Below are 23197 nucleotides of genomic sequence, written 5' to 3'. Positions count from 1 at the left end.
CGGCGGCTCCGGCCCACTCCGCTCATCGAGCGGCCGCTGCCCCATCGCCCATCACTGTGCGTCGGTCACGGTGACCGGGTCGTCGTTCCTGAGCTCTTGCACAAGCTGTTTGACCTTGGCCTTGTCCCACTGGAGGTTGCCGCCGACGCTGCCGGAGATCGGCATGTTGATCGACTTGCCGTCGCTGCCGGTGACGTCCTGCATGGCGAAGAACATCTTGGCCAGGTAGTAGGGGTTCATGTCCTTGTCGACGATGAGGGTGTCGAGTCCGGCGCCCATGGTGGGGTAGAGCTTGAAGGGGTTCAGGAGCGTGCCGGGCGTCGCGGTCTGGTCCGCCAGCGCGGAGAGGAACTTCTGCTGGTTCTTGGTGCGCTCCAGGTCGCTGGTGGCGAACGCGTGCCGGGTGCGGACGAACGCGAGTGCCTGCCGGCCGTTCAGCGTCTGCTCGCCCGCCTCGAAGTCGGCGCCGGACCACTTGTCCTTGAAGCCCTTGTCGAGGTTCATGTCGACGCCGCCGATGGAGTCCACGATGTTGGCGAAGCCGGAGAACCCGACCTCCGCGTAGTGGTCGATGTGCAGGCCGGTGTTGTACTCGACGGTGCGGACCAGCAGCTGTGGGCCGTCGATGGAGTACGTGGCGTTCAGCTTGTTGTCGCCCAGCGGGCCCTTGAGACGTCCGGACTGGGAGCCGCGGAACTTCGGGATGGTCACGTTCGAGTCGCGCGGAAGCGATATGAGTGTCGGGCCGGACGCGCCGTCGTGCAGGATCATCATCGAGTCCGTGCGCTTGCCGTCGGCGGAGCCCGTGTGCAGGTCCTTCTTCTGCTGGTCGGACATGCCCTCGCGGCTGTCGGATCCCACGATCAGATAGTTGGTGCCCTCCCCCGTGCCGGGGCGGTCGACCACCTTGCCTAGGTCGACTTCCTTGCGCAGCTGGGAGTCGGCCCAGAAGTACGTCGCCACCGAGACGACCAGCAGAACCAGGACCACGGCGACCAGGACGCGTACGACCGTCCTGCCACGGCGGCGGTGCGGTCTGCCGCGGTGCCCGCCACCGTGCCCCTCGTACGGGAAGTCATCCGGTGGGTACGGGCCGTCGGCGCCCGGCGCGGCGTTTCCCCATCCACCAGGGTGCGCGTAGTCGGCGTTTCTACTGTCTGTCCTTGGGTGCATGCCCGACAGTGTGCATTCCTCACCCGACTGAAACGCAAATGGCGGAGGGCATGCGCCTCGGAGTGTTTCCAATTCGATACACAATTACGGCGGGCAGCGAAAAGCGCACAGCCGATATTTCCCATCAGCTGTGACTGCGAATGTGAAGGCCTTGCGACCACTCTGCATTTCGGACATTATCTGAGTGTGCTCTCGGTGGACCTCCGGCTCTCATGTGCTGATGTTCCGGGATTTGCCGCGTGCGGCTGGGGCATGGTTCCACACACCACTCCACGGCGGCGCTGATGGCTCCATTACCTACAGCGCCGGGGGCGCGGATCGTGTTACTCGACCACGCTCGGACGGGGTGCGCCGGGCGAAAATGGCCCAGGAGTAACACGCGTTTACGGTACGGCGCTGTAAGTACTGCCGATTGGTCATCGGCGCGCGCCCTCCCTGGTCGATCTCCGGTCCCCCCCGGGTTCAGGGACAGCAGGGCGCGTGGCGCGGGCGGGTACTCGCTATCCGCCCGCGCCCCCCTCCAGCCCCTTGCCTGCCCCAGGCGCCGACGTCGTCCGCGCGGGGCATCGCCGCTGGTAGCCGCATGGTCCGCCCGAACACGACGGCGGCCGGCACCCCTCGGCACGAGGAGGGGTACCGGCCGCCGAGCCTGCCGCGTCAGAGCCGTCGCACCCAGGCCGCCGCACCGTGCCCGATCGCCAGGTAAATCACCGCGGGCAGTGCGTAGTTGAAGAAGACCCGCACCGATTCCGTGTCCATCGTGAAGATGTCCTGCGACCAGCCGGCGAGCCAGTCCGCTACACCGTGCACGAAGTCGACGAAGACATTCGCCTGATTCGCGTCGAGCATGTACAGCAGGATCCACAACGCCAGAAAACCCGCGGCAATGTCTGCGACGGTGTGAATGACCAGCGCTGTCCTGTCTGCGCCCAGACCCCCTCGATTGGCCGCCCGGCGCTGATTGGCGGGGGCGGGATAGCCGACCGGGTCGGCATGGTATGGACGATTTCCATCGCTGTTGTACTGACTGTTATCCGCTATGCGGTCATGGGGGTAACTCATGGGGCTCCCCCTTGCCGGGACAGCCCAACCGAAACCTTCTTCACACTCGTTTCACACCGGTGTTCCCGGGGTGTTATGAATTCTGCAGAGAACCGGTCCCGGCCGCGGCAATTTGATGTGGCGTCAGTTCTCTTGCAGCGGTGTGGATGGCATGGTCGGGTGTGTGGAGCTACGTCACCTTTCCGGATTCGTCGTCGTCGCCGAGGAACCGCACTTCGGGCGGGCAGCCGAGCGGCTGCACATCGCCCAGTCGCCGCTCAGCGAGCAGATCCGGCTGCTGGAACTGGACCTCGGCTTCGTGGCGCTGTGTGCCGGTGCTGCCGATCGCGCTGGGCTGGCGCTCGGGCAACCAGTCCGCCGCGCTGGCGGCGGTGCTGCGCGTCGCCGACCGGGTTCTGCCCACCCCGGCGGACTTCCACGGATAGCGGTGATCGCCCGTCGATTGTGATGGATGACGTCTCACCGATGGGCGTAAGCCTCGGCACACATCCGAGATGCGTACCCTCGCCCTCGGCCAGGCACTGACCGGGCACACGGCCTTCCGCTGGCCCGGACGGCTCCGGGAGCCGCCGTCCCGGAGCTCCCATCCCCGGCCCGCGGCTAGGCCCGCTGGGTGAACCGCACCCGCAGCGAGCCCGGGCCCCGGGTGAACACCCCTGTCTCGGTGGGGGCCTCACCGTCGGCGAAGGCCATCGTCGGGAAGGCGTCCAGCAGGTGGTTGACGCCCACCTCCACCTCGGTCTTCGCCAGCAGCGCCCCCACGCAGAAGTGCCGCCCGAGCGCGAAGGCCAGATGGTCCGCGGCGGCCGAGAAGGCGCTGCCGGTCGTCAGGTCCTCGCGGAAGATGTTGAACGTGTCGGGATCGGCGTAACGGCCCTCGTCACGGTTGGCCGCCCCGATCAGACAGGTGACGGTGGCACCCGACGGAATCGTGCCACCGCTCACCTCCACGTCCTCGCGCGGCTGACGGAAGATCATGTGCACCGGAGGCGTGAAGCGCAGCGTCTCGGCGAAGGCCGCCGGGATGAGCGTACGGTCCTCGCGCACGGCCGCCAGTTGCTCCGGATGGGCCAGCAGATTGCGGAAGAGACCGGCGATGGCCTTGTCCGTCGTCTCACCGCCCGCCGCGAGCAGCAGGCTGACGAACGCCTTGATGTCCTCGTCGCTCATCCGCGTGCCGTCGATCTCGGCGGTGCACAGGACGGAGAGCAGGTCGTCGCCCGGGTGACTGCGCCGGTCCCGAATGATCGGGATCATGTAGGCGGCGAGTTCGTCCCGGGTGCGCAGCCCCGCCGCCGCGACCTCGGGGTCCTGGCTCAGATTGCCCAGGAAGTCGATCATCGAGGTGTACCAGACGTGGAACCGGCCGTGGTCCGCCCGGTCCAGCCCGAGCATGTCGACGATCACGTTGATCGGAAAGCGGGTCGCGTACTGTCCCACCAGATCGGCTTCGGACGCGTCCCGGAAGGCGTCGATGAGGTCCCGGGAGTTGCGCTCGATGACGGGCAGGAACTTCTCCCGTAAGTCCTTCCCGCGGAAGGCGGGCGCCACCAGCGCGCGACGCACGGAGTGCTCACGCCCGTCCATCTGGAGAATGGTCCGGCCGTGCACCGGCTCGATCTGCCAGTCGTAGTTGTGGCTGGTGAACACCGGGTCCTTGAAGGCCCGGGCGACATCCTCATAGCGGGAGATGATGTAGCCGTCGGTCGTGTGGTGGTGGATCAGCGGAAAGTCCTCGCGCATGGTCCGGTAGGCGGGGTAGGGGTCCGCCGCGAACTCCGGGGAGAGGATGTCGGGCGCCGTGGAGGGGGTGGTCGTCATGACGGAGCGCTTCCTGGGCGAGCGGCGGCGGTCACCGGCCGTACGCACCCTGGCATATGGCCCGAGGCAGCACGACAGGTCACGACGACGGCCCCGCCCATGCCACATGATGGGACGTCAGGTCGTGGCCAAGGCTAGACGCAGCGGAACCGGCGGGTCCAGGTCCGCTCCCGGCCGCCCCCGGGCGCCACGCTGAAGTCACCGCCGCCCGGGAGAAGGCGTCGATCGAGATTCGCTCAAGGCCGGTACCTTCAGCGCTTCGAGGCCGACGTAGGCGTGATGGGCTTGGTGGCGGTCGCGGCCGTCAGCGCGGCCAGGTTGTGGTTCATCACGAGCCCTCCGTGTTCTCGGCCGGCTGTTCCACGAAGCGGTCACGCTCGCTCGGCGTGGTCCCATAGCTCCCGCAGTGCGGCATTGGTTTGTTCGGGCTGCTGCGTGTGTGGGTAGTAGCCGGGGACGATCAGGTGGTCGGCCCCGATCGCCGCCGCGACATGGTCGGCGCAGGCGATCAGCGGCTCGCCGGCGTACTTTCGGTACTGCTCGGGCGCCCCGTCCCAGTCACCGGAGATCATCAGCTTGGGGAAGGGCGCCTCGGCCAGCGGTCCGAGTGGGATGTCCGCGTCCCAGCAGGGGCGTTCGGCCATCGAGGCGGCCGCGGCGCGCAGCCGCGCCGGCGTCGGCTCCGGTGTCGCCATGCCGACCGATGCGGTAGCCGCGCTCAGGAACTCCTGGGGCGTGAGGTCGGCGGGCAGCGCGGCGGTGGCCGCGCGGGCCCGCGCCAGCGCCTCGGCGACGACCGGGTGACGTTCGGCGGGCCGCAGCGCGCCGGGCTGGATCAGGGTGAGCGAGTGGACCAGGTCGGGACGGCGTACGGCGGCGGCCATCGCGCTGACGCCGCCGTACGCGTGTCCGACCAGATGGGCCCCGGTACCGAGGAGCCCGACGATGTCCTCGGCATCGATCGACCAGTCGCTGCGCGCGATGTCCGGGCTGCGCCCGTAACCTCTGCGGTCCATCACCAGCAGCCGGTGCCGGTCGGCCAGCGGGCGCTGCGCCGCGAAGCCGTATCGCTCGTCGTCACCCCAGGTGAGAATCCCGTGGACCAGGACGACGGATGGGAGGCCCGCTCCACCGTCCTCCCACACGGTGACGTGTACTGGTCCGGCTGCCTCCGAGTGCTGGTGGGCGGATGTGTCGGTCATCGGTCCCCTCCCGGTCTCGTCGCCGCGCCTCGTCACCGCGTGGCCCCGCCGACAGTCTGCCCTGCCGTCCACGGCGCGTCGGCACCGGGCAGCGGGGCACGGGGGTCTCCCGCGCGGCGGCCGGCGATATGGATGAGCGATAGGCTGACGCGGGAGCTGCACGGGGCGAGGGAAGGGGCTGACCATGACAGTGCCACGTACAGAGAACGACGGTCCGCTGATCCCCATGCCTGCCCTCACCCTTCCCGCGTTGCGCCAGGCCGTGGCCGCAGTGGCACCTTCCCGCTTGCCGGAGTTCTTCGAAGACATGCAGAAGGCGTTCATCCGGGCGGGCGAGGAGGACAGTGTCGTGCCGATCCGGATGTTCTACCGCCAGTGGGGGGTGACCGTGGAGATCGAACGGCATCCCCGGACAGCCGACCGGCTGCACGCGGCCGAGGCCGCCATGGACAGCGAGGACGCGGACGTGCGGGCCCGCGCCATCCGCGAGGCGGGGGAGATCGTACGGGCTGCGCACCGAGAGGTCGCTGGTGGCTGACTGGCACTGGGAATCCGACCCGGACGATCTTCTTAATGAGCTGCCACCCGAGGCACGCGCCGAGGCCGAGCAGCTGGCGCAGGAGATCGCCGTGCGGGAGTCCATGGTTTTCCTCGAAGGCGCCTCGTACACCGGTTCCAGCCCCGGGCTGCGCACCGAGGCCCGGGGCCATCTCATGCTCACCTATCTCACCGACGTGCGCGGCGAGCGCATCGTGGTGCTCCAGGCCACCTGGTTCGGCTGACAGTCACCGCCGACCGGTGCCTCGCCCAAGCGGGGCCGCTGGGGGTCGTTCACTCTTCCCATTGGTCCAGGAGGGCGCCGGTCAGCGCGGTGGTGGGGGCCGCGCCGTCGTCGTGGAGGGACTGTTCGGTCCAGATGATTTTGCCGCGGGCCGTGTAGCGGGTCCCCCAGCGCTGGGCGAACTGGGCGACCAGGAACAGGGCTCGCCCGCCCTCGTCGGTCGTGGCCGCCCGGCGCAGGTGCGGCGAGGTGCTGGAGCCGTCCGCGACCTCGCAGATGAGGGTGCGGTCGTGCAGCAGGCGCAGCCGGGCGGGTTGTGTGCCGTACCGGATGGCGTTGGCGACCAGTTCGCTGGTGATCAGTTCGGTGGTGATCAGTTCGCTGGTGATCGGTTCGCTGGTGAAGCCCAGTTCAAATGCCGCCTGGCAGGTCTGTTCCGGGGTTCGGTGGGTTTGGGCAAGGACGTCTCGCAGAAGCTCCAGGCCTGTGTCGAGGTCCCGATGGCGGTCCTCGATCAATCCGTCGGTGAACAGGGCCAGTCGGCTGCCCTCCGGCAGGTGCAGGGTGGCGGTTTCGACCGGGAGACCGCCACCGAGGCCCAGGGGCGGTGAGACCGGGGTGTCGGGGAACGAGACGGCGCCGTTGGGGTGGACCAGGGCCGGGCCCAGGTGGCCGGCACGGGCGATGGTGCACGTTCCGGAGACCGCGTCGTAGATCGCGTACAGACAGGTGGCTCCAGTGACCTCATGCTCGGCCTCTTCTTCGCTTTCGTCGGCGTCCATGTGGGTCACCAGCTCATCCAGATAGCCCAGAAGTTCGTCGGCCGACAGATCCAGGGCAGACGAGTTGTGGATCGCGGTGCGCAACCGTCCCATGGTCGCCGCCGCATGCAGACCGTGGCCGACCACCAGCATCCTTCGGGCCCGGTCGGGATCCTGCTCCCGCCACTCTCCGGTCCCCAGCAGGTCCGCATCGACCAGCGCCCGCCCCGTCTCCAGCGCCCGGGCCTGTGGTGTTCCCGGCCGGAACGTGATCAACTCACCCTCCGGATACAGGGGCAACCCGTCGCGATGACCGCTGATCGCCGTGTGCCGCATCTGCCCCCACGGCTCCCGGGCCGGTTCTTCCCCCTGTACCACCGCGTCCAGAAGATCCACGGCGACGACGTCGGCGAACCGTGGCACCGCCACCTCTGTCAGTTCCTGTGCGGTGCGGACGACGTCCAGTGTGGTCCCGATCTTCCCATCCGTGACCGGGTCTGCCGATGCCGGCAGCCGCACCGTCTTGCTGTCCAGACCTATGTCGTCCACATACCGGCGCTCCGCGTCGGTCGGCAGATCGAACAGTCGCCGTGCATCGTCGTTGACCAGCAGCAGCCGCCCGTCGGCTCCGATGATGAGCACGCCCGCCCGGACCGCGTGCAGCACCGCATCATGGTGCTCGTACATCCGTGTCATTTCCGTCGGCCCCAGCCCGTGCGTCTGCCGCCGCAGCCGCCGGGAGACCAGCATCGTGCCGACCGTCGACGCTGCGAGCGCGCCCGCGCCGGAGCCGAAGTCGACATCCGCCCGCTGCCGGGCCGCCTCCGCGCGTGGCTGTAGCACCGCCGTCGGATTCCGGCTGTCCAGCGCCGCGACGACGCCCGTGGGAGCGGTCGGCGTCATCGCTGTGGTACCTCCGAGGTCGGGTAAGAAGGTCCCCGCGGATACCGGTCCCCGGGCCACCCTGGTCGTCGCAGTCGAGCATGGTCGCGGCACCATAACGCAGGCCATGACCTGCGCGGGCGTCATGCCGTAGAGGCAAGGATGTTCGCGGGGCCGGGCAGCGCGGTTGAGAAAGTGTCGGTGACCCGGTCCAGTGCGTCGGCCGCCGCCGGATCGATATCGGCGCGCTCGTCACCGACGGCGATGTCCCTGTCCAGAGTGAACCGCCCCTGCACGATGTGCGCGGCCCCCATGGAGCTCAGGACGGGGCGCAACGCATAGTCGATGGCCAGGACGTGGGCGGTGCTGCCGCCGGTGGCGAGGGGCAACACGGTCTTGCCGGCGAGTGCGTACTGCGGGAGGAGATCGAGTAGGGCCTTCAGCAGACCGCTGTAAGCGGCCTTGTAGACGGGAGTGCCGATCACCACCCCGTCCGCATGCTCGAACCGGGCCGCCGCCTCGACGATCGCCGGGTGGTGGAAGTCGGCGCCGAGAAGCGCGTCGGCCGGCAGCGTCCGGACGTTCAAGGTGGCCACGTCGTGGCCGTGGCGCGTGAGTCGACTCGTCACGTGGCGAAGCAGATGAGCCGTGCGTGAGACGGCGGACGGGCTTCCCGAGACGGACAGAATGGCAGCCATGAAGGACTCTCCAGGTTGACGCGCGAGGTCACACCGCCGGCGCTCGTCCCGTGGGAACGGAGGAGGCGGGGGCGGGCGCTTCGGTGCGGACGGCGATCTGGACGTTTCCGCCCCGCCGCAGCGTGTTGTAGATGGGACAGCTGTCGGTGAAGAGCCCGGTCAAGGCCTCCGCCTCCTCCTGGGTGACTCCGCTCAGCCGCAGTTCGAGGCGGATGCGGGCATACCGGGTGGGGTCCTCGGGATCGCGTTCGTAGCTGACCTGAGCCTGCCCGCCGGTCAAACCCGATGCCCGTTCCCGTGCGTGGAGTTGGATGTTGCTCAGGGAGCAGGACGCGAGCGATGCCAGCAACAGCTCCCCCGCCTGGACCGCCTCCCCCGGCCCGGTTCGCGCGTCGGAGACGAAGTGGTTGCCCCGTGCGGTCACCAGGAACCGGCCCAGGGTGTCCGTGGTGCGGCCGCTGATGCTTGTGGTCTGGCCTGCGGTCGTCATCGTCCGTGGTCTTCCCTTTGGTCGTCCGGTCGTCGAAGAGAGGCTGGGCGGGCGCGACTCGGGGATCGCGCCCACACCGGTCGCGGGTCATACGCCGTGCCGGCGGCTGCGCCACGCTCCGGCCGCTGGGCGCTCCAGGCCCAGGTTGTCGCGCAGCGTCCGGCCTTCGTACTCGGTCCGGAACACGCCCCGACGCTGGAGTTCCGGCACCACCTGACGGACGAAGTCCTCGAAGGCGCCCGGCGTGTGGACGGCACCCAGGGTGAAACCGTCGCAGGCGCCTTCGGTGAACCATCGCTCCATGCCGTCGGCGACCTCGGCTGCGGTTCCGACGAACGTGCCCTCGACGCGGCCGCCATAGCGCTTGCCCAGTTCCCGCAGCGTCAGGCCCTCGCGCCGGGTCATCTCCACGACCTCCTTGTAGTGGCCCTGGACACCGGGAACATCCACATCGGGCAGCGGCTCGTCGAGCGGGAGACCCGAGAGGTCGACGTCCAAGTGGTAGGACAGAGTCGACAGCCCCGCCAGCGGCGGTACCAGGTCGGCCAGTTCATCCGCGGACCGCTGTGCCGCCTCGGTGCTGGGGCCGATGACGGGGGTCGCCATCGGCAGGATCTTGACGTCCTCGGGGCGACGGCCATGGCGCTCGGCGCGGCCCTTGATGTCCTGGTAGAACTCACGGGCCGACTCGAGCGAGGCGTGGCTACAGAAGATGACGTCCGACCAGCGGGCCGCGAAGTCACGCCCCTTGGGCGAGGCGCCGGCCTGGATGATCACCGGATAGCCCTGCGGCGGACGCGCCACGTTGAGCGGGCCCCGGACACTGAACCACTCCCCCTCATGGTCGATGTGGCGCACGCGCTCGGGTTCGGCGAACAGCGGGGTGTCCGGGTCGAGGACGAGAGCGTCGTCCTCCCAGCTGTCCCAGAGCTTGCAGGCCACTTCGAGGAACTCATCGGCCCGCTCGTAGCGCTTGTCCCGGTCGATGTGCCGGTCGTTGCCGAAGTTGCGCGCTTCGGAGTCCTGGAAGGAGGTGACCACGTTCCAAGCAGCCCGGCCGTCACTGAGGTGATCGGTCGTGGCGAACGAACGTGCCACCGGGAAGGGTTCCAGATAACTGGTGGACACGGTGGCGGCCAGGCCGATGTGGTCGGTGACGGCCGCGATCGACGCCAGGATGGGGGTGGGGTCGAGGCGCAGGGACCCGAGCGATCCGTACCGGAGCTGGCTGTCCATGCTGTTGCCGAGGCGGTCCGGTACGGACAGGATGTCCGCGAAGAACATCAGGTCGAACTTGCCCTCTTCGAGCACCCTGCCGATGTGTTGGTAATGGGACGCGGACAGCCAGTTCCGGTCGGCACCCGGGTGGCGCCAGCCGCCCGGCCGACCGGGACCCGCGGTCACGAAGGCGGCCAGATGCATGTGGTTCGTGTGGTTCCGGGAGCTGTTCATCGGGGTCTTTCTGCCTGAGAGTTACGCGGCCGTGGACTGTCCGAGATCGGTGCCGAGGTCACTTCCCCAGTTCGGCGGCGACCGTCTTCCTGATGGAATCGAAGCGGCTGTCCCGCAGGAATCCGGCCACATCGATCTTGGACGGGTAGACGCCCAGGGCGTGGAAGTTGTCGGCGAGATCCTGGGTGCTCTCGATCGCCTTGCCGTCGACCGCCGCGAGGGCATCGGCGTTCGAGTCGGACAGGAGCTTCTTGCGGGTCAGCTCCAGGTAGACGGCGCGCTCCACATCCGTCGAGCCGAAGCCGCCGATGCGGTCGAAGAACTCGACGCTCTGCTCGGGCGACCGGTTGATGCTCCGCTGCGCGTCACGGACGGCGCGCACGGTCTTCGCCACCGCTTCGGGATAGTCCTTCACAAACGACTCACTGGCCACGTAGAAGCTGTAGTCGTACGTCTTGACCCCGGGCAGGCTGCGCGCCTTGTGCCGGGTCCTGGCCAGGCCGATCGCGGGCTGCCAGCTGATCCAGGCGTCGACCTTGCCGTTGGCGAACGCGGACTCGGCATCGGCGGCGGGCAGGTTGACGTAGTCGATGTCGTCCAGCCGCAATCCGGCGGTCTCCAGGTACTTGATGAGGCTGTAGGTGCCGGTCGTGCCCTTCTGGTCGGCGATCCGCTTGCCCTTGAGGTCCGCGGCGCCGTGGATGGCCGAGCCGCGCGGCACGAGGATCTCCACCTCGGTGCCGGGCAGCGGGTAGGCGGCGAGCGGCACGATCGGGACGTCACCGCCGACCGCGTAGGCGACGGCGGTGGCGGTGGCGAAGGAGAAGTCGACGCTTCCGGCCTTGAAGGCCTCCATGACGGGCAGGGAGGCGGTGAACCCGGACGGCCAGGAGACGGTCGTGCCGCCGAGAGTCCTGCCGAGGTTCACGCCGTTCATCTTGTAGCGGAGGGTCGCGGGTATGCCGGTCTTGCCGCTTCCGATGACCGCGAAGCGGAGCTTTTGGGGCACTCCGTCCGCGAGCGGCTTGGTCTCCGGTCCGGCTGTCTTGTCCGCACCGCAGGCCGCGAGGGCGGGGGTGAGGGCGGCGAGGCCTCCAAGGGCGAGGAGTCCACGGCGGGAGAGCCCGTCGGCAGGAGTCGTGGGGATGGCAGAGCGGGAGGTGATACGGCGGAGTCTGGGCATGGTGAGGTCCTTGGCATTCCGCGGGGTGGCGGATGAGGGGGTACGAGGGTGGGCCGGGGACGGTCGGTCCGCGGCCGGTGTCCGGGCTGATTCAGGCGGCTTCGGTTCCGGCGGACGCGGGTTCGAGCAGGTCCTGGAGGATCTCCTCCTTCCAGGCCACGAGGTCCGGGTGCCCGCGCCGGTCCCCGCGGGGAAGGTCGACCCTCAGGTCTCGTCCGAGCGAGCCGGCCGCCAGGACCAGTACGCGGTCGGAGAGCACCAGCGCTTCCTCCACGTCATGGGTGACGAGCAGGACGGTGCGCGGCTGGTCCAGCCAGAGCCGTTCCACGAGTTGCTGCATCTTGATCCGCGTGATGGCGTCCAGGGCACCGAACGGTTCGTCCAGCAGCAGGAGTTCGGGGTGGTGCAGCAGGGCGCGGGCGAGGGCGACTCGCTGCTTCTGCCCTCCGGACAGTTCGGTCGGCCAGGCGCTTCCCCGGCCGTCCAGGCCCACGGCTCGCAGCAGCGCACGCGCCTCGTCCCTACGGCCGTTGACGCCCAGCCGGACGTTGTCCTCGACGCTGCGCCAGGGCAGCAGACGGTCCTCCTGGAACATCATGCGGGCCGTGACGGGCCCCGGTCCGCTTCCGCGCAGGGTGACACCGCCTGTGCTCGGCTGCTCGAGTCCGGCGATGATCCGCAGCAGTGTGCTCTTGCCCACGCCGCTGGGGCCGAGGAAGGAGACGAAGGAGCCGGACTCGATCTCCAGGTCGAGGTTCCGCAGAATCCAACGGTCGCCGTACCGCCGACCCACGGCGTCAAGCGAAAGCCCGGCGCCCTGGGAAGCCTGCGGACGGGTCACGGGGACGGGCGGCGGTAGCTGGGGTGCCATCGCAGGATCCTTCGTTCGATGAGCCGGGTGAGGAGGTCGGCGAGCAGGCCGGCGCAGGCGTACAAGACGATGGCGAGCACGATCTGATCGGTGCGGAGCATCTGGCGCGCGTCCTGGGCGAGGTAGCCGATTCCGTCACTGGCCGAGATGGTCTCGGCGATCACGAGCGTGATCCAGGCGACGCCCAGGGAGTACCGGATGCCGGCCAGAATGGTGGGCATCGCCCCGGGCACCGCGATCTCCCGGACCAGGGCCCATCGCCCCAGTCCGTAGGAACGGCCGAGCTGGAGCAGTTTGGGGTCCACCCCGCGGATGCCGGTGACGGTGTTCAGGTAGATGGGAAAGAACGTGCCCAGCGCCACGAGAAGGATCTTGGGCTCCTCGCCGATGCCGAACCAGGCGATCATCAGGGGCACCAGTGCCAGGTGCGGGATGGTGCGGACCATCTGTAGTGAGCGGTCCAGAAGTATGTCCGCGATTTTCGACATGCCCACCAGAAACCCGAGCATGAGACCGGTGACCGCGCCCAGCCCGAACCCCTGCGCGATGCGACGCAGGCTGGCGAGGATGTGCCGCTCGAGTTCGCCGGTGGCGGCGAGATCGGAACCTGCCCGTACCACCACCTCGGGGGCGGGCAGTACGGAGGGCGGGAGGACGCCGTTCCGAGCGGTGACCTGCCAGACCACGAGAGCCAGCAGCGGTACGGCCCAGGGGCCGACCGCACGACCGAGGGCGGGTAGTCGGCTGACGATCCGGCGCGGGACAGCGGATCGGGACGAGGGTGGCACCGGCCCGCGCCCCGCTTCGGATCCGGTGCTCCCCACCGGCTCGGAAGGGAGCCGACCCCCTTCTTTTGTGAGCAGTTGCCGCTCGGGCATGGATCTCCCCTTCAGGAATGATCGCCTCGGTCCTCACCCGCACAGGAGTCGGCGCGGGAGCCGAACCGAGTGTGAGGCCGTGGGAGGGTTCCCGCGCGCGGCGGGTGGCGTGAGGGACACATCGCCCGGGCTGGGCCGAAGGCGACGTGCTTGGGAAACGCTCACGTGTGAGAGCCGGGCTCGCCGGACGTGAAGCTACGAAGTGATCAAGATCAGCGACAGCGCGCGCTGGAGCTGCGCATGAGGTCGATGTGCCGACGGCACGTCAACTTGGTCCGCCACGGGAAGGCGATCACGACGGCCAGGCGGGCAGGACCCCGCCGTGACTGGGCATCGCGATGCATCTGGAACTCCCCTGGACATGGAGGTCGGCCGTCTGCCGTGCGCTCCGAGCCTTGCGGAGCACTTGGGGGGATCATAACCACAGCTGCATCTATGTGCAAACATCTGTATACACTTGTATCGAGTGGTGGACGAGATGACAAGGAAGAGGACGTGACCGCTTCACAGGACGATGGACGCACCATCAGCCACTACGCCCGCATCCGGCAGCGCATCGTCAATGGGCAGGCGGGACCGGGGACCGTTCTGATCCCATCGGCTCTGAGCGCCGAGTACAACGTCTCGCGCACCCCGGTGCGGGAGGCTCTGATCAGGCTTGAGCAGGACGGGCTGGTCGAGCAGGCGACTCGCGGCTACGTGGTCCGTACCCGTACCCCGGAGGAGATCCTGGAGATCTGCGAGGCGCGCATCGCGCTCGAGTCGACGATCGCGCAGGCCGCCGCCATGCGACGGACGGAACTCGACCTCGCCCGTCTCGTCCACGTCCACGAAAGCACGGCGGACACCACCGATCCCGCCGAACTGCGGGACCTCAACAGCGAATGGCACGTGGTGCTGCGCGAGGCCGGGCACAACCCCACCATCTCCGAACTGATGGACCGTCTGGACGCCCAGTTGAAGACGTACGACGCACACACCTCTTCGGCCACCGACCTGCCCGACAACCTCGAGCAGATCCTCACGGAGCACGCGGGGATCCTGGACGCGGTACGACACCGCGACGCGTCCGCCGCGCGCGACCGCATGATCGCGCACCAGAGCCGCACCCGTGACCTGCGCCTCGGCGCGCTGGCCCGGGCGGCGCGGGGCACGTCGTAGTGTCCGCCTTCTGCGCATCGGCCTTCCGCGACCCGCTCTAGTCGAAGTTCACGAGCACTTCTCCCAGGTTGTCGGCGATAGCGGTGTGCGGTGCGGCCTCGAGCTGCTCCCTCTGGTGTGCTCCACCGAGGACTCCGATGACATGTCCGGCTCCGGAGCGTGTACCGGCGAGCAGGTCGTTGGCCGTGTCGCCGGCGACGAGGACGCGCTGCACCGCGTCGATCCCGAGGCTGATGACCGCGGTGAGGATCATGTCGGGGTAGGGGCGGCCACGGAGTGTTCCGGACTGGGCAACGGTGAGGTCGACGAGGTCGCGCCAGCCGAGCGTGTCGAGGAGCGCACCCTGGACCGCGAGGTCGAAACCGGTCATGAGACAGGTCTTGACCCCGCGTTCTCGCAGGGCGACGAGGACTTCCTCGGCGCCGTCCCTGGCGGGCAGCTCACCGGCGAGCACCGCCTTGAGCATGAGGTCCACGAAGTTCTGGTGGGCTTCCGAGGCCTTGTGCGGATCGGGCGCCAAGCGGTTGAACATGTCGGTCTTCGCCATGCCGCGCAGGGGCCGGAGCGCTTCCGGGGTGATCGCATCGAGACCCGCGAGGAACAGGGCTTCGTCCACGGCCCGTTCGACGATGCCGTTGTCGGCGATGGTGGTGCCGGCCATGTCGAGGACGGCCAGGTCGATCACTGGGGAGTGGTCGTGGTGGGGCACTGGGTGTGTTCCTTCTACAGGGAGTGTTCGATCGTGGTGTCGGCCATCACGTCGAGCGCTTTGGTCGATGCCTGGGGACGGCGGACCGCGATGCCGACGAAGAGAGCGTCGACGATCCCCAGGTGGGCGAGGCGGCTGGCCATCGCTTCGAGGCGGAAGCCGTATTCGGGCCCTCCCGCGATCAGCGCGGTGTCCACGACGCGGGTCAGGGGCGAGTTGGTGAAGCTGGTGATGGCGACGGTGAAGGCGCCTGCCGTCCGCGCCGCCTCCGCGGCCCGCAGCGACTCGCGGCTGGCACCGGTGTGGCTGACGACGAGGCACACACAGGACTCGTCCAGGTGCCGAGCGGCCAGGTGCTGGGCCATGACATCGGTGGGAAACATCGTGACGAGGCCGAGCGCGGAGAGCCGGTAGGCGGCGTCATGGGCCGGCGCCGCGGAGGTGCCGTTGCCGATGACGAGGACACGGCCGGCCGCAGCGATGCGGTCGATGGTGAGTGACAGCGACTCGGGGTCGACGGTCTGTGCCGCGTCGACCAGGGCCCTGCCGCTGCGGCGCAGGACGCGGTCGAGGATGTCACCGGCAGGCGTCTGGCCGTCTATCCCCTCCTCGTGAGCGAGTTCCTGCTCCTCCTCGCCCTGCTGGGCGAGGTCGCGGGTGATGGCGAGCTTGACGTCCTGGTAGCCCCGGTACCCGATGCGCTGGCAGGCACGGACCGCCGAGGACTGCGCGACACCGGCCCTCTGGGCGAGCTCGGTCACCGAGCCGCGCACCACCGCTTCGGGGTCGCTGAGGATCAGCTCGATGAACCGCTTGTCCGTCGCGCCCAGGCCGGGCAGCGCGGCTTGGGCACGAGTGACGAATTCACCGCTCACCAGGGACGACTTGGCCGCAACCACGGAACCTCACTTCGCTCGCCATACACGGATCGACTGTCGATGCGAGCAGGAGACTAGCACGGGATAGATGATCCATCCTGAGTTCTAAGCTGTATCTGGATAGTTCATCCTTCGGTAACCCCAGCTTGGCTCGCGCGCCACCCACGACTCCGAGCCTGACACCACCGACGCGGGTCGGCAGGTATGCGAACACCCCTGCGCCGAGCGGCCGCACGGGACAGCGACACCGACCCGAAGTGACCCCATGAGCGCGGAGGGTCACTGCACATTCCAGGTGGCCTGCCGGGCCCATCGACATCGGCGCGGCACCAAGACCCCGCACCAGGGCCTTGCGTCCGCCGCCTCCGGGCGGCCGATCAACTCCGGAAACGAGGAACAACCCCCGTGATCACCATGTCGCCGACCGCCACGTTGCGCCAACGCGCCGCGAGACTGCGCCGTGCGGGCGTCCAGGTCTTCGACTTCTCCGCAGGCGAACTCGACCTGCCGACCCCCGCCCACATCGTCTCCGCGGCCATCGACGCCGCGCGCAGGCCGGAGAACCACCACTACGGGCCGACCGGCGGCGAGACCCGACTGCGTCAGGCGATCGCCGACCGGCTCACCCCAAGGGCCACGACACCCCTCGACGGCTCCAGCGTGCTGGTCACCCATGGTGCGAAACAGGCGTTGTTCAACACGTTCATGGCGCTGCTCGAGCCCGGGGACGAGGTCCTGATCCCCGCGCCGTACTGGGTGACCTTCCCGTCCTCGGTCCGGCTGGCGGGCGCCAGCCCGGTGATCGTCCAGCCGTCCGACGGCGAGCTGAAGATCACCCCGGACCACCTGGAGGCGGCCCGGACCCCGTCCACCCGGGCGATGGTGCTGTGCTCGCCGAACAACCCGACGGGACTGGTCTACGACGCGTCGGAGCTGCGTGCGCTCCTGACCTGGGCGGCGACCCACGGCGTCTGGATCGTCTCGGACGAGACCTACGTCGACCTCGGCTTCCGGCCCGTCCCCGCACCAGGCCAGGTCGCACCCGGGGTGAGCGACCGGCTCATCACGGTCGGCAGTGTGTCCAAGTCCTACGCCATGACGGGCTGGCGGGTGGGCTGGATGTCGGGCCCGAAGCAGGTCATCGACGCGGCTGCCGCCGTCCAGTCCCACACCACCTCGAACGTCAGCCGCATCGCGCAGGCGGCCGCGCTGGCCGCCCTGACCGGCCCGGATGTGACGGCCGGATTCCGGGCGATCCTCGGCGACCGGCTGAAGGCGTGCCAGGCCGTCCTGGAACCTCTCGGGCTGTTCCGGACGCCTCCCCACGGCGCGTTCTACGTCTTCCCCGACATCCGCGGGTTCGCCCCCGACGACGTCACCCTGGCGGACCGCCTCCTGGACTCCGGCGTCATCACGGTGCCCGGTGCCTCTTTCGGGGCTCCCGGACATCTGCGGCTGAGTTTCGCCATCGCGGAGGAACACCTGCGCAGCGGACTGTCGACCATGGCCGAGCTCCTCGACGGCTGGGCCGCTTGATGTCCTCGTCCGTCCGGCAGGCGACGCGCACCGTGTTCCACCGCTTGCTCCGCCCGTCCGGGCTCCCCGAACTCACCGCTGAAACCGCTGAATCGGAGACGTCATCATGACCGCTGCCACTGACGGCAGAGCCGCGCTCGCACCACCGGGCAGCGGTGCCGAGCAGCCCAGAGCCCCCAAGATCGTCCCCGTCCGGCACCCCGGCCGCTGGGTGGCCGTGGCCATCGCCCTCGTCCTGGTGGCGCAGTTGGTGCACGCCCTGGCCACCAACCCCGGCCTGGAGTGGGCGACCTTCCGGCAGTACTTCTTCGACCGCAGCGTTCTGCACGGCGTATGGGTGACCATCGAGCTCACCTTCTACGCCGCGTTGGCGGGTTTCGTGGGCGGAATGGTGCTGGCCTTCATGCGGCTCTCCGCCAACCCCCTGCTCCGGGTGATCGCCTACGGCTACGTCTGGGTCGTGCGCTCCGTGCCGCTGCTGGTGCAGGTGCTCTTCTGGTTCAACATCTCCTACCTGTACTCGCGCCTGAGCATCGGGGTGCCGTTCGGACCGGAGTTCTTCTCCTTCAGCACCACCAATCTGGTCAGCTCGGTGAGCGCGGCCGTCATCGCGCTCTCGGTCAACGAGGCCGCCTTCGCCTCGGAGATCGTCCGTGCGGGGGTGCTGTCCGTCAGCCATGGCCAGCTGGAAGCCGCCGCCGCGCTGGGGATCCCCAGGCGCCGTCAGCTCATGCGCATCGTGTTGCCGCAAGCCATGCGGACCATCGCGCCCAACGCGGCCAACCAGCTGATCTCGCTGTTCAAGAACACCTCGATCGTCTCCGTGATGGCGATCATGGAGCTCTTCTACACCGTCCAGGTCATCTACGGGCGCACTTCCCGCATCGTGCCCATGCTGCTCGTCGCGACCGCCTGGTACGTCCTGCTGACCACCCTCCTCTCGATCTTCCAGTACTACGTCGAGCGGCGCTTCGCCAAGGGCACGACGCGGGCGCTGCCGCCGACCCCTGTCGAGCGGGTGCGCCTCGCCATTCGCAACCTCCGCGCGGCTGCCGCGGATGAAGGGACCCAGCGGTGACCACGACATCGCCCTCCGCCGGCCGCCGTTCCCGCGAGGCCGCGGCCGATCCCGCCCGGGTGGTCGTCGACATACGCGGCGTCCACAAGAACTACGGCCTGGTCGAGGTGCTCAAGGGCGTCGATCTCCAGGTCCGCGTCGGCGAGGTGACCGTTGTGCTGGGCCCATCCGGATCCGGCAAGTCCACCCTGCTGCGGTGCATCAACCACCTGGAGAAGGTCAAGCGCGGCACCGTCACCATCGACGGCGAACTGATCGGCTACCGGCGGGCCGGCGACAGGCTGCACGAGCTGCGCGAGCGCGAGGTGCTGCGTCAGCGCACCCACATCGGCTTCGTCTTCCAGAACTTCAACCTCTTCCCGCATCTCACGGTGGAGGACAACCTGGTCGAGGCACCCGTCTCCGCGCTGGGGGTGCCCCGTGCCCGGGCCCAGGAACGCGCCGAGCGGCTGCTGGAGCGCGTCGGCCTGCGCGACAAGGCGACCGCCTAGCCCGGGCAGCTGTCCGGCGGCCAGCAGCAGCGCATCGCCATCGCTCGCGCGCTCGCCCTGGAACCCAAGGTGCTGCTCTTCGACGAGCCCACCTCCGCCCTCGACCCGGAGCTGGTCGGTGAGGTGCTGGATGTGATCAAGGATCTGGCACGCGCCGGCACCACCATGATCGTCGTCACCCATGAGATCGGCTTCGCCCGAGAGGTCGCCGACACCGTGGTCTTCATGGACGACGGCCGGATCGTCGAGCAGGGGACACCGGCCGACGTGCTCGACTCCCCCCGGTACGAGCGCACCCGCACCTTCCTCTCCAAGGTCCTCTGACCCCGCCTCCAAGGTCCTCCGACCCCGCTTCTTCCGAAAGACAGGACCACCATGTCCGTACTCATCCGCCCCAAGCTCACCGCGCTCACCCTGGCCATCGCCGCCGCGCTCACCCTGAGCGCCTGCGGCGGCCCGGCCAAGGACGCATCCGGACCGGCGTCCAAGGAGCGCTTCAACACCGGCCCCGACCAGAACCGCTACTCGGCACCCAAGGTCGCCTCCATCGCCGCTGAAGTGCCCGCGGCCGTCCGGTCCCGGGGCACCCTCGAAATCGGCAACTCCAAGGGAAGCACCGCACCACTCACCTTCTTCGCCACGGACAACAAGACCCTCATCGGCGTGGAAACGGACATGGCGTACGCGATCGCCTCGGTGTTCGGCCTCAAGGTGCACTACAACCCGGTCTCCTTCGAGCAGATCTTCGTCGGTCTGGACAGCGGCAAGTACGACGTCGGCGTCTCCAACATCACCGTCACCGAACTGCGCAAGCAGAAGTACGACATGGCCACCTACCGCAAGGACGCACAGGCGTTCGAGGCCAAGAAGGGCGCGACATGGCGCGTCACCGGCCCCGAGGACGTGGCGGGCAGGACCATCGCCGTGCCCACCGGGACCAGTGAGGAGAAGGTCCTGCTGGACTGGAGCGCCCAGAACGTCAAGGCGGGCCGCAGGCCCGTCAACGTGAAGTACTACCAGGACGAATCGGCCTGCTACCTGGCCCTCCAGTCCGGCCAGATCGACGCCTATCTGCATCCCAACCCCGAGGCCGAGTACCACGCCAAGACCTCCGGCCAGACCCAGGTCATCGGCGCCATCATCGGAGCCGGGGGGCATCTCCAGGGCCTGATCGCCGCGACCACCAAGAAGGGCGACGGCCTCGGCAAGCCGCTCAACGACGCGATCAACTACCTGATCAAGAAGGGCACCTACGGGAAGATCCTGGCGCGCTGGGGTCTCACCAGCGACGGGGTGAACACCTCGCGGCTCAACCCGCCCGGCCTGCCGATCGAGGGCAAGTGAGCGCCCGAACACGGAATGCCGGACCCGGACACCTTCCTGGCCCGGGTCAGCCCTCATGGACAGAACCTCGATCGGAGAACACTGAATGGTGAGTACGCTCCTCGTGGTCGTCGATGGCCTACGGGCGACCGATGTACAGAAGATGCCGTTCCTCACGGAACTCGCACAGCGCGGCGTGTCCTACCGGCAAGCGCGCTCGGTCGCACCGTCGCTGACCCGCCCCGCCGCGGCGTCCCTGGCCGGCGGAGCACCCCCCGGCGTGACCGGAATCGCGGGCAACCGCCTGTGGGCCGATGGACACCTCATCGACACCGGCCGCCCCGACCACCTGGAGCTGCTCCGCTCCCTGCGGGGTGATCGGCTGCTCCCCGTGCCGACTCTGGGTGAACACCTCGCCGACCACGGGCGCAAGCTCGTCGCCGTCGGAACGGGTTCGAACGGCTGCACACTGCTGCTCAATCCGGGAGCGGTCGACGGGCACGGGGCCGCGATAGGCGCACGTCCGTTCGGCCATGATGCCTTCTACGCGCGGCCCGAGAGTGTCCGGCGCCGCCTCGCGGGCAGTCTCCCCCAGGCCGGGGACGGTCCGTTCCCCGCATTGGCCTGGGCAATCGACCTGATCGTCGACTACGTCATTCCGGAGCTGGCGCCGGATGTCCTCGTCCTGTGGTCGGGCGAGCTGGACGACGTGCAACACGGCAACGGCGTCGATGGCCCGGCCGGGGACGATGCCCTCTCCGAGATCGACCGCCGGCTGCGTCGGCTGATCGACCGGGTCCGTGAGCAGGCACCGCACACCGATGTCATCGTGACGGCCGACCACGGCTTCTCGAACGCGACGCACACGGTCGACGTGGCCGACATCGAGTCCCTGATTCCGCCGTCGCTCGCCGATGCCGTACAACTCGTCGACAACAACGGCGGGTTGTTGGTGTACGCGCGGCGGCGCCTCCGGACCACGCAGATCGATGCGATCCTCGACGCCATCATGTCGGCGGAGTGGTCCGGGCCGGTCTTCGCCGACGGCGACGTCCCGGGGGTCCTTCCGCCGGCCGGTCTGTGGTCCGCCCGAACAGTCGCCGACGGCCTGCTCGCGTATGTGTCGCTCACCTACCACGACCGACTCGGCAATCCGCGCATCGGGCACAGCGTCCGAGGCGGCGCGCGGTTCGCGGGGGGCCACGGCTCCACCTCGGCCGCCGACATGCGCATACCACTCGTACTGAACGGGCCGAGCTTCCGAACCGCCCATGAATCCCCGCTCCCGGCCGACCACCTCGACATTCCCCCGACGATCTGCCGGCTCATGGGGCTGCCGGTCCCGCCGTCCATGTCCGGGCGGGTGCTGAGCGAAGCCGGTCTTCTCGCTCCGGGAAACGCGTCAGCGCTTCCGGAGGACCGACGGGTCGTCGCGGAGCGCGGCGCCGCGGATGTCACCACGGCCCACTTGCAGCATCTCGCCGGCCGGCAGTACTTCCTCTCGGCCGACCGGCACCGAAGCTGAGCCGGACCGCGGCGGGTGAGGCCGCCGCGTGGTGGTGGAAGGCGCGGCGGACCGCGGGGAAGCGGCGGGGATCACGGCTGGGGTGGACGCGGTTGGTGAGGAGGACGTAGTAGCGGCCTTCCGCTCCCGCCCTGTCCGCCCCCGTCCCGTCCGCTCCCGCCCTGTCCGCCTCGGTTCCGTCCACCGCCGGCTCCACCCACAGGCTCGTCCCCGTGAAGCCCGTGTGGCCGTACGAGGACGGCCCCATCGCCGTACCGACCGGCGACCCCACCGCGTCCCGCCCCTGCCAGCCGAGGCAGCGGCGCAGCGGGAGGCCCTCCGTATGGCAGGCGGTCATACGGGCGAAGCCGGGCGCGCTCAGCAGGCCCTCGCCGCCCGCCGCGAGCGCCCGGCCCAGCCGGTCCATGTCGGCCAGCGGTGCGAACAGACCGGCGTGGCCGCAGACTCCGCCGAGCACCACCGCGTTCTCGTCGTGCACCTGGCCGGTCACCAGACGGCCGCGCCAGGTGCACAGCTCGGTGGAGACCGCGCGTTCACGGGCCGCCGGGCCGGGCGCGAAGACCGTCTCGCGCATCCCGAGCGGCTCGCACACCTGCTTCGCCACCAGCTCGTCCAGGCCGGTCGCGGCGGCCCGTTCCAGGATCAGACCGAGCAGGACGAACCCCGCGGAGGAGTACTCCACCACCGTGCCCGGCGCCCCGCGGAGCGGCAGTCCGCGGAGGGCGGCCAGCAGCCCGTCCCGGTCGGAGTGCGCGCGCCAGAGCGGGGTGCCGCCGGGCAGGCCGGAGGTATGGGTGAGCAGTTGGGTGACGGTGATGTCCGCCTTGCCGGGCACGCGGCGGTACTCCGGCAGATACGCGCCGACCGTGTCGTCCAGCCGGAGCGCTCCCGTCTCCGCCAGCCGCAGTGCGGCCAGGCCCACGATCGGTTTCGTCACCGAGGCCAGATCCCACAGCTCGGTGCCGTTCAGCTCTGCCCCGCCCCAGCGACGTGTGCCCAGGTGCCCGTGGGTCTCCCGCCTGGTCGCGGTGCCGACCGACCAGGCGGCAGCGGAGTAGATCCCGGCCTGGCGGCCGGCCGCCAGGAGTGCCGCGAGCCGTGCCGACCGGTCCGCTGGTGGGCCTGTCTGCCGGTCCGCCGGTGCGCCTGCCTGCCGGTCCACTGGTGGGCCTTGCTGCCGGTCCGCCGGGAGCGGGCAGGCCGTTCCCGTCCGTTCCGCCCCCTGTGGGATCCGGCCGCCCG

At 69.2% G+C, this 23197-nt stretch carries 21 protein-coding genes and 2 pseudogenes; 9 read left to right on the top strand and 14 right to left on the bottom strand.

Annotated elements, in window-relative coordinates; all coding sequences use genetic code 11:
• Positions 1 to 51: 51 nt before the first annotated feature.
• Together ACT2CW_RS45495 and ACT2CW_RS45490 are read right to left on the bottom strand one after the other, a co-directional pair.
• Positions 52 to 1173, bottom strand: coding sequence for an LCP family protein (locus ACT2CW_RS45495; protein WP_445520807.1), 1122 nt, complete (start codon positions 1171 to 1173; stop codon positions 52 to 54).
• Between the two features lie 657 nt (positions 1174 to 1830).
• On the bottom strand, positions 1831 to 2235 hold the full coding sequence (locus tag ACT2CW_RS45490; RefSeq protein ID WP_445520806.1) for a hypothetical protein: 405 nt from the start codon (positions 2233 to 2235) through the stop codon (positions 1831 to 1833).
• Positions 2236 to 2398: 163 nt separating this feature from the next.
• On the opposite strand from ACT2CW_RS45490, the pseudogene ACT2CW_RS45485 reads away from it, so the two are divergent.
• Positions 2399 to 2530, top strand: a pseudogene (locus ACT2CW_RS45485) (LysR family transcriptional regulator); the annotation flags it as partial.
• A gap of 305 nt (positions 2531 to 2835) precedes the next feature.
• Here ACT2CW_RS45485 and ACT2CW_RS45480 read toward each other — a convergent pair.
• Entirely contained in the window at positions 2836 to 4056 is a 1221-nt protein-coding gene (locus ACT2CW_RS45480; protein ID WP_445520805.1) for a cytochrome P450, read from the bottom strand.
• A 371-nt stretch (positions 4057 to 4427) separates the two neighbouring features.
• On the bottom strand, positions 4428 to 5258 hold the full coding sequence (locus ACT2CW_RS45475) for an alpha/beta fold hydrolase (protein ID WP_445520804.1): 831 nt from the start codon (positions 5256 to 5258) through the stop codon (positions 4428 to 4430).
• A gap of 184 nt (positions 5259 to 5442) precedes the next feature.
• On the opposite strand from ACT2CW_RS45475, the gene ACT2CW_RS45470 reads away from it, so the two are divergent.
• Complete coding sequence (locus tag ACT2CW_RS45470) at positions 5443 to 5796, top strand: hypothetical protein (protein WP_182473155.1); 354 nt, start codon at positions 5443 to 5445, stop codon at positions 5794 to 5796.
• A complete protein-coding gene (locus ACT2CW_RS45465) occupies positions 5789 to 6040 on the top strand; it encodes a hypothetical protein (protein WP_445520803.1) in 252 nt (83 codons plus the stop codon). The genes ACT2CW_RS45470 and ACT2CW_RS45465 overlap by 8 nt, the downstream gene beginning before the upstream one ends.
• A 49-nt stretch (positions 6041 to 6089) precedes the next feature.
• Here ACT2CW_RS45465 and ACT2CW_RS45460 read toward each other — a convergent pair whose 3' ends face one another.
• From ACT2CW_RS45460 to ACT2CW_RS45430, 7 genes are all read right to left on the bottom strand, one after another.
• Entirely contained in the window at positions 6090 to 7829 is a 1740-nt protein-coding gene (locus tag ACT2CW_RS45460; RefSeq protein ID WP_445520802.1) for a SpoIIE family protein phosphatase, read from the bottom strand.
• Positions 7826 to 8380 carry an NADPH-dependent FMN reductase gene (gene ssuE, locus ACT2CW_RS45455; RefSeq protein ID WP_445520801.1) on the bottom strand — a complete coding sequence of 185 codons (555 nt, stop codon included), beginning with the start codon at positions 8378 to 8380 and terminating at the stop codon, positions 7826 to 7828. The genes ACT2CW_RS45460 and ssuE overlap by 4 nt, the downstream gene beginning before the upstream one ends.
• A 28-nt stretch (positions 8381 to 8408) precedes the next feature.
• Complete coding sequence (locus ACT2CW_RS45450; RefSeq protein ID WP_164427348.1) at positions 8409 to 8870, bottom strand: OsmC family protein; 462 nt, start codon at positions 8868 to 8870, stop codon at positions 8409 to 8411.
• A gap of 87 nt (positions 8871 to 8957) precedes the next feature.
• Positions 8958 to 10322 (bottom strand): LLM class flavin-dependent oxidoreductase, encoded by a 1365-nt coding sequence (locus tag ACT2CW_RS45445; RefSeq protein ID WP_445520800.1) that lies wholly within the window; start codon positions 10320 to 10322, stop codon positions 8958 to 8960.
• A gap of 58 nt (positions 10323 to 10380) precedes the next feature.
• Positions 10381 to 11505, bottom strand: a complete 1125-nt coding sequence (locus ACT2CW_RS45440) for an NrtA/SsuA/CpmA family ABC transporter substrate-binding protein (RefSeq protein ID WP_445520799.1) — start codon at positions 11503 to 11505, stop codon at positions 10381 to 10383.
• Between the two features lie 91 nt (positions 11506 to 11596).
• Positions 11597 to 12376 carry an ABC transporter ATP-binding protein gene (locus tag ACT2CW_RS45435; RefSeq protein ID WP_445520798.1) on the bottom strand — a complete coding sequence of 260 codons (780 nt, stop codon included), beginning with the start codon at positions 12374 to 12376 and terminating at the stop codon, positions 11597 to 11599.
• Complete coding sequence (locus tag ACT2CW_RS45430) at positions 12343 to 13164, bottom strand: ABC transporter permease (RefSeq protein WP_445520797.1); 822 nt, start codon at positions 13162 to 13164, stop codon at positions 12343 to 12345. Before ACT2CW_RS45430 ends, ACT2CW_RS45435 begins: the two co-directional genes overlap by 34 nt.
• Positions 13165 to 13749: 585 nt before the next feature.
• Here ACT2CW_RS45430 and ACT2CW_RS45425 point away from each other — a divergent pair.
• Entirely contained in the window at positions 13750 to 14415 is a 666-nt protein-coding gene (locus ACT2CW_RS45425; protein WP_445520796.1) for a GntR family transcriptional regulator, read from the top strand.
• Between the two features lie 37 nt (positions 14416 to 14452).
• Here the strand turns inward: ACT2CW_RS45425 and ACT2CW_RS45420 are convergent, their stop codons facing one another.
• Positions 14453 to 15124, bottom strand: coding sequence for an HAD family hydrolase (locus ACT2CW_RS45420; RefSeq protein WP_445520795.1), 672 nt, complete (start codon positions 15122 to 15124; stop codon positions 14453 to 14455).
• Positions 15125 to 15138: 14 nt separating this feature from the next.
• Entirely contained in the window at positions 15139 to 16023 is an 885-nt protein-coding gene (locus tag ACT2CW_RS45415) for a MurR/RpiR family transcriptional regulator (RefSeq protein WP_164427360.1), read from the bottom strand.
• 393 nt (positions 16024 to 16416) lie between these two features.
• On the opposite strand from ACT2CW_RS45415, the gene ACT2CW_RS45410 reads away from it, so the two are divergent.
• The 5 genes and pseudogenes from ACT2CW_RS45410 (at position 16417) to ACT2CW_RS45390 (ending at position 21955) form a co-directional block, all read left to right on the top strand.
• Positions 16417 to 17538, top strand: a complete 1122-nt coding sequence (locus ACT2CW_RS45410; RefSeq protein ID WP_445520851.1) for an aminotransferase class I/II-fold pyridoxal phosphate-dependent enzyme — start codon at positions 16417 to 16419, stop codon at positions 17536 to 17538.
• A 106-nt stretch (positions 17539 to 17644) separates the two neighbouring features.
• Positions 17645 to 18616 (top strand): amino acid ABC transporter permease, encoded by a 972-nt coding sequence (locus ACT2CW_RS45405; RefSeq protein WP_445520794.1) that lies wholly within the window; start codon positions 17645 to 17647, stop codon positions 18614 to 18616.
• 59 nt (positions 18617 to 18675) lie between these two features.
• Positions 18676 to 19431, top strand: a pseudogene (locus ACT2CW_RS45400) (amino acid ABC transporter ATP-binding protein).
• A 51-nt stretch (positions 19432 to 19482) separates the two neighbouring features.
• Positions 19483 to 20451, top strand: coding sequence for an ABC transporter substrate-binding protein (locus ACT2CW_RS45395; RefSeq protein ID WP_445520793.1), 969 nt, complete (start codon positions 19483 to 19485; stop codon positions 20449 to 20451).
• An 85-nt stretch (positions 20452 to 20536) separates the two neighbouring features.
• Positions 20537 to 21955 carry an alkaline phosphatase family protein gene (locus ACT2CW_RS45390; RefSeq protein WP_445520792.1) on the top strand — a complete coding sequence of 473 codons (1419 nt, stop codon included), beginning with the start codon at positions 20537 to 20539 and terminating at the stop codon, positions 21953 to 21955.
• Here the strand turns inward: ACT2CW_RS45390 and ACT2CW_RS45385 are convergent.
• Positions 21885 to 23039 (bottom strand): serine hydrolase domain-containing protein, encoded by a 1155-nt coding sequence (locus ACT2CW_RS45385; protein ID WP_445520850.1) that lies wholly within the window; start codon positions 23037 to 23039, stop codon positions 21885 to 21887. The two genes, ACT2CW_RS45390 and ACT2CW_RS45385, sit on opposite strands and share 71 nt — an antisense overlap.
• Positions 23040 to 23197: the final 158 nt, after the last annotated feature.

The organism is Streptomyces sp. NEAU-174, assembly GCF_052665095.1.
The sequence above is the reverse complement of the archived record's forward strand: the minus strand, read 5'-3'. Positions and strand labels throughout refer to the sequence as shown.

Bases quoted from the DNA above. Each gene is read 5' to 3' on its own strand.
- ACT2CW_RS45495 (WP_445520807.1), bottom strand. From the start codon at position 1,173: ATGCACCCAAGGACAGACAGTAGAAACGCCGACTACGCGCACCCTGGT.
- ACT2CW_RS45475 (WP_445520804.1), bottom strand. From the start codon at position 5,258: ATGACCGACACATCCGCCCACCAGCACTCGGAGGCAGCCGGACCAGTA.
- ACT2CW_RS45490 (WP_445520806.1), bottom strand. From the start codon at position 2,235: ATGAGTTACCCCCATGACCGCATAGCGGATAACAGTCAGTACAACAGC.
- ACT2CW_RS45395 (WP_445520793.1), top strand. From the start codon at position 19,483: ATGTCCGTACTCATCCGCCCCAAGCTCACCGCGCTCACCCTGGCCATC.
- ACT2CW_RS45460 (WP_445520802.1), bottom strand. From the start codon at position 7,829: ATGACGCCCGCGCAGGTCATGGCCTGCGTTATGGTGCCGCGACCATGC.
- ACT2CW_RS45445 (WP_445520800.1), bottom strand. From the start codon at position 10,322: ATGAACAGCTCCCGGAACCACACGAACCACATGCATCTGGCCGCCTTC.
- ACT2CW_RS45440 (WP_445520799.1), bottom strand. From the start codon at position 11,505: ATGCCCAGACTCCGCCGTATCACCTCCCGCTCTGCCATCCCCACGACT.
- ACT2CW_RS45390 (WP_445520792.1), top strand. From the start codon at position 20,537: ATGGTGAGTACGCTCCTCGTGGTCGTCGATGGCCTACGGGCGACCGAT.
- ssuE (WP_445520801.1), bottom strand. From the start codon at position 8,380: ATGGCTGCCATTCTGTCCGTCTCGGGAAGCCCGTCCGCCGTCTCACGC.
- ACT2CW_RS45435 (WP_445520798.1), bottom strand. From the start codon at position 12,376: ATGGCACCCCAGCTACCGCCGCCCGTCCCCGTGACCCGTCCGCAGGCT.
- ACT2CW_RS45405 (WP_445520794.1), top strand. From the start codon at position 17,645: ATGACCGCTGCCACTGACGGCAGAGCCGCGCTCGCACCACCGGGCAGC.
- ACT2CW_RS45450 (WP_164427348.1), bottom strand. From the start codon at position 8,870: ATGACGACCGCAGGCCAGACCACAAGCATCAGCGGCCGCACCACGGAC.
- ACT2CW_RS45480 (WP_445520805.1), bottom strand. From the start codon at position 4,056: ATGACGACCACCCCCTCCACGGCGCCCGACATCCTCTCCCCGGAGTTC.
- ACT2CW_RS45410 (WP_445520851.1), top strand. From the start codon at position 16,417: ATGTCGCCGACCGCCACGTTGCGCCAACGCGCCGCGAGACTGCGCCGT.
- ACT2CW_RS45470 (WP_182473155.1), top strand. From the start codon at position 5,443: ATGACAGTGCCACGTACAGAGAACGACGGTCCGCTGATCCCCATGCCT.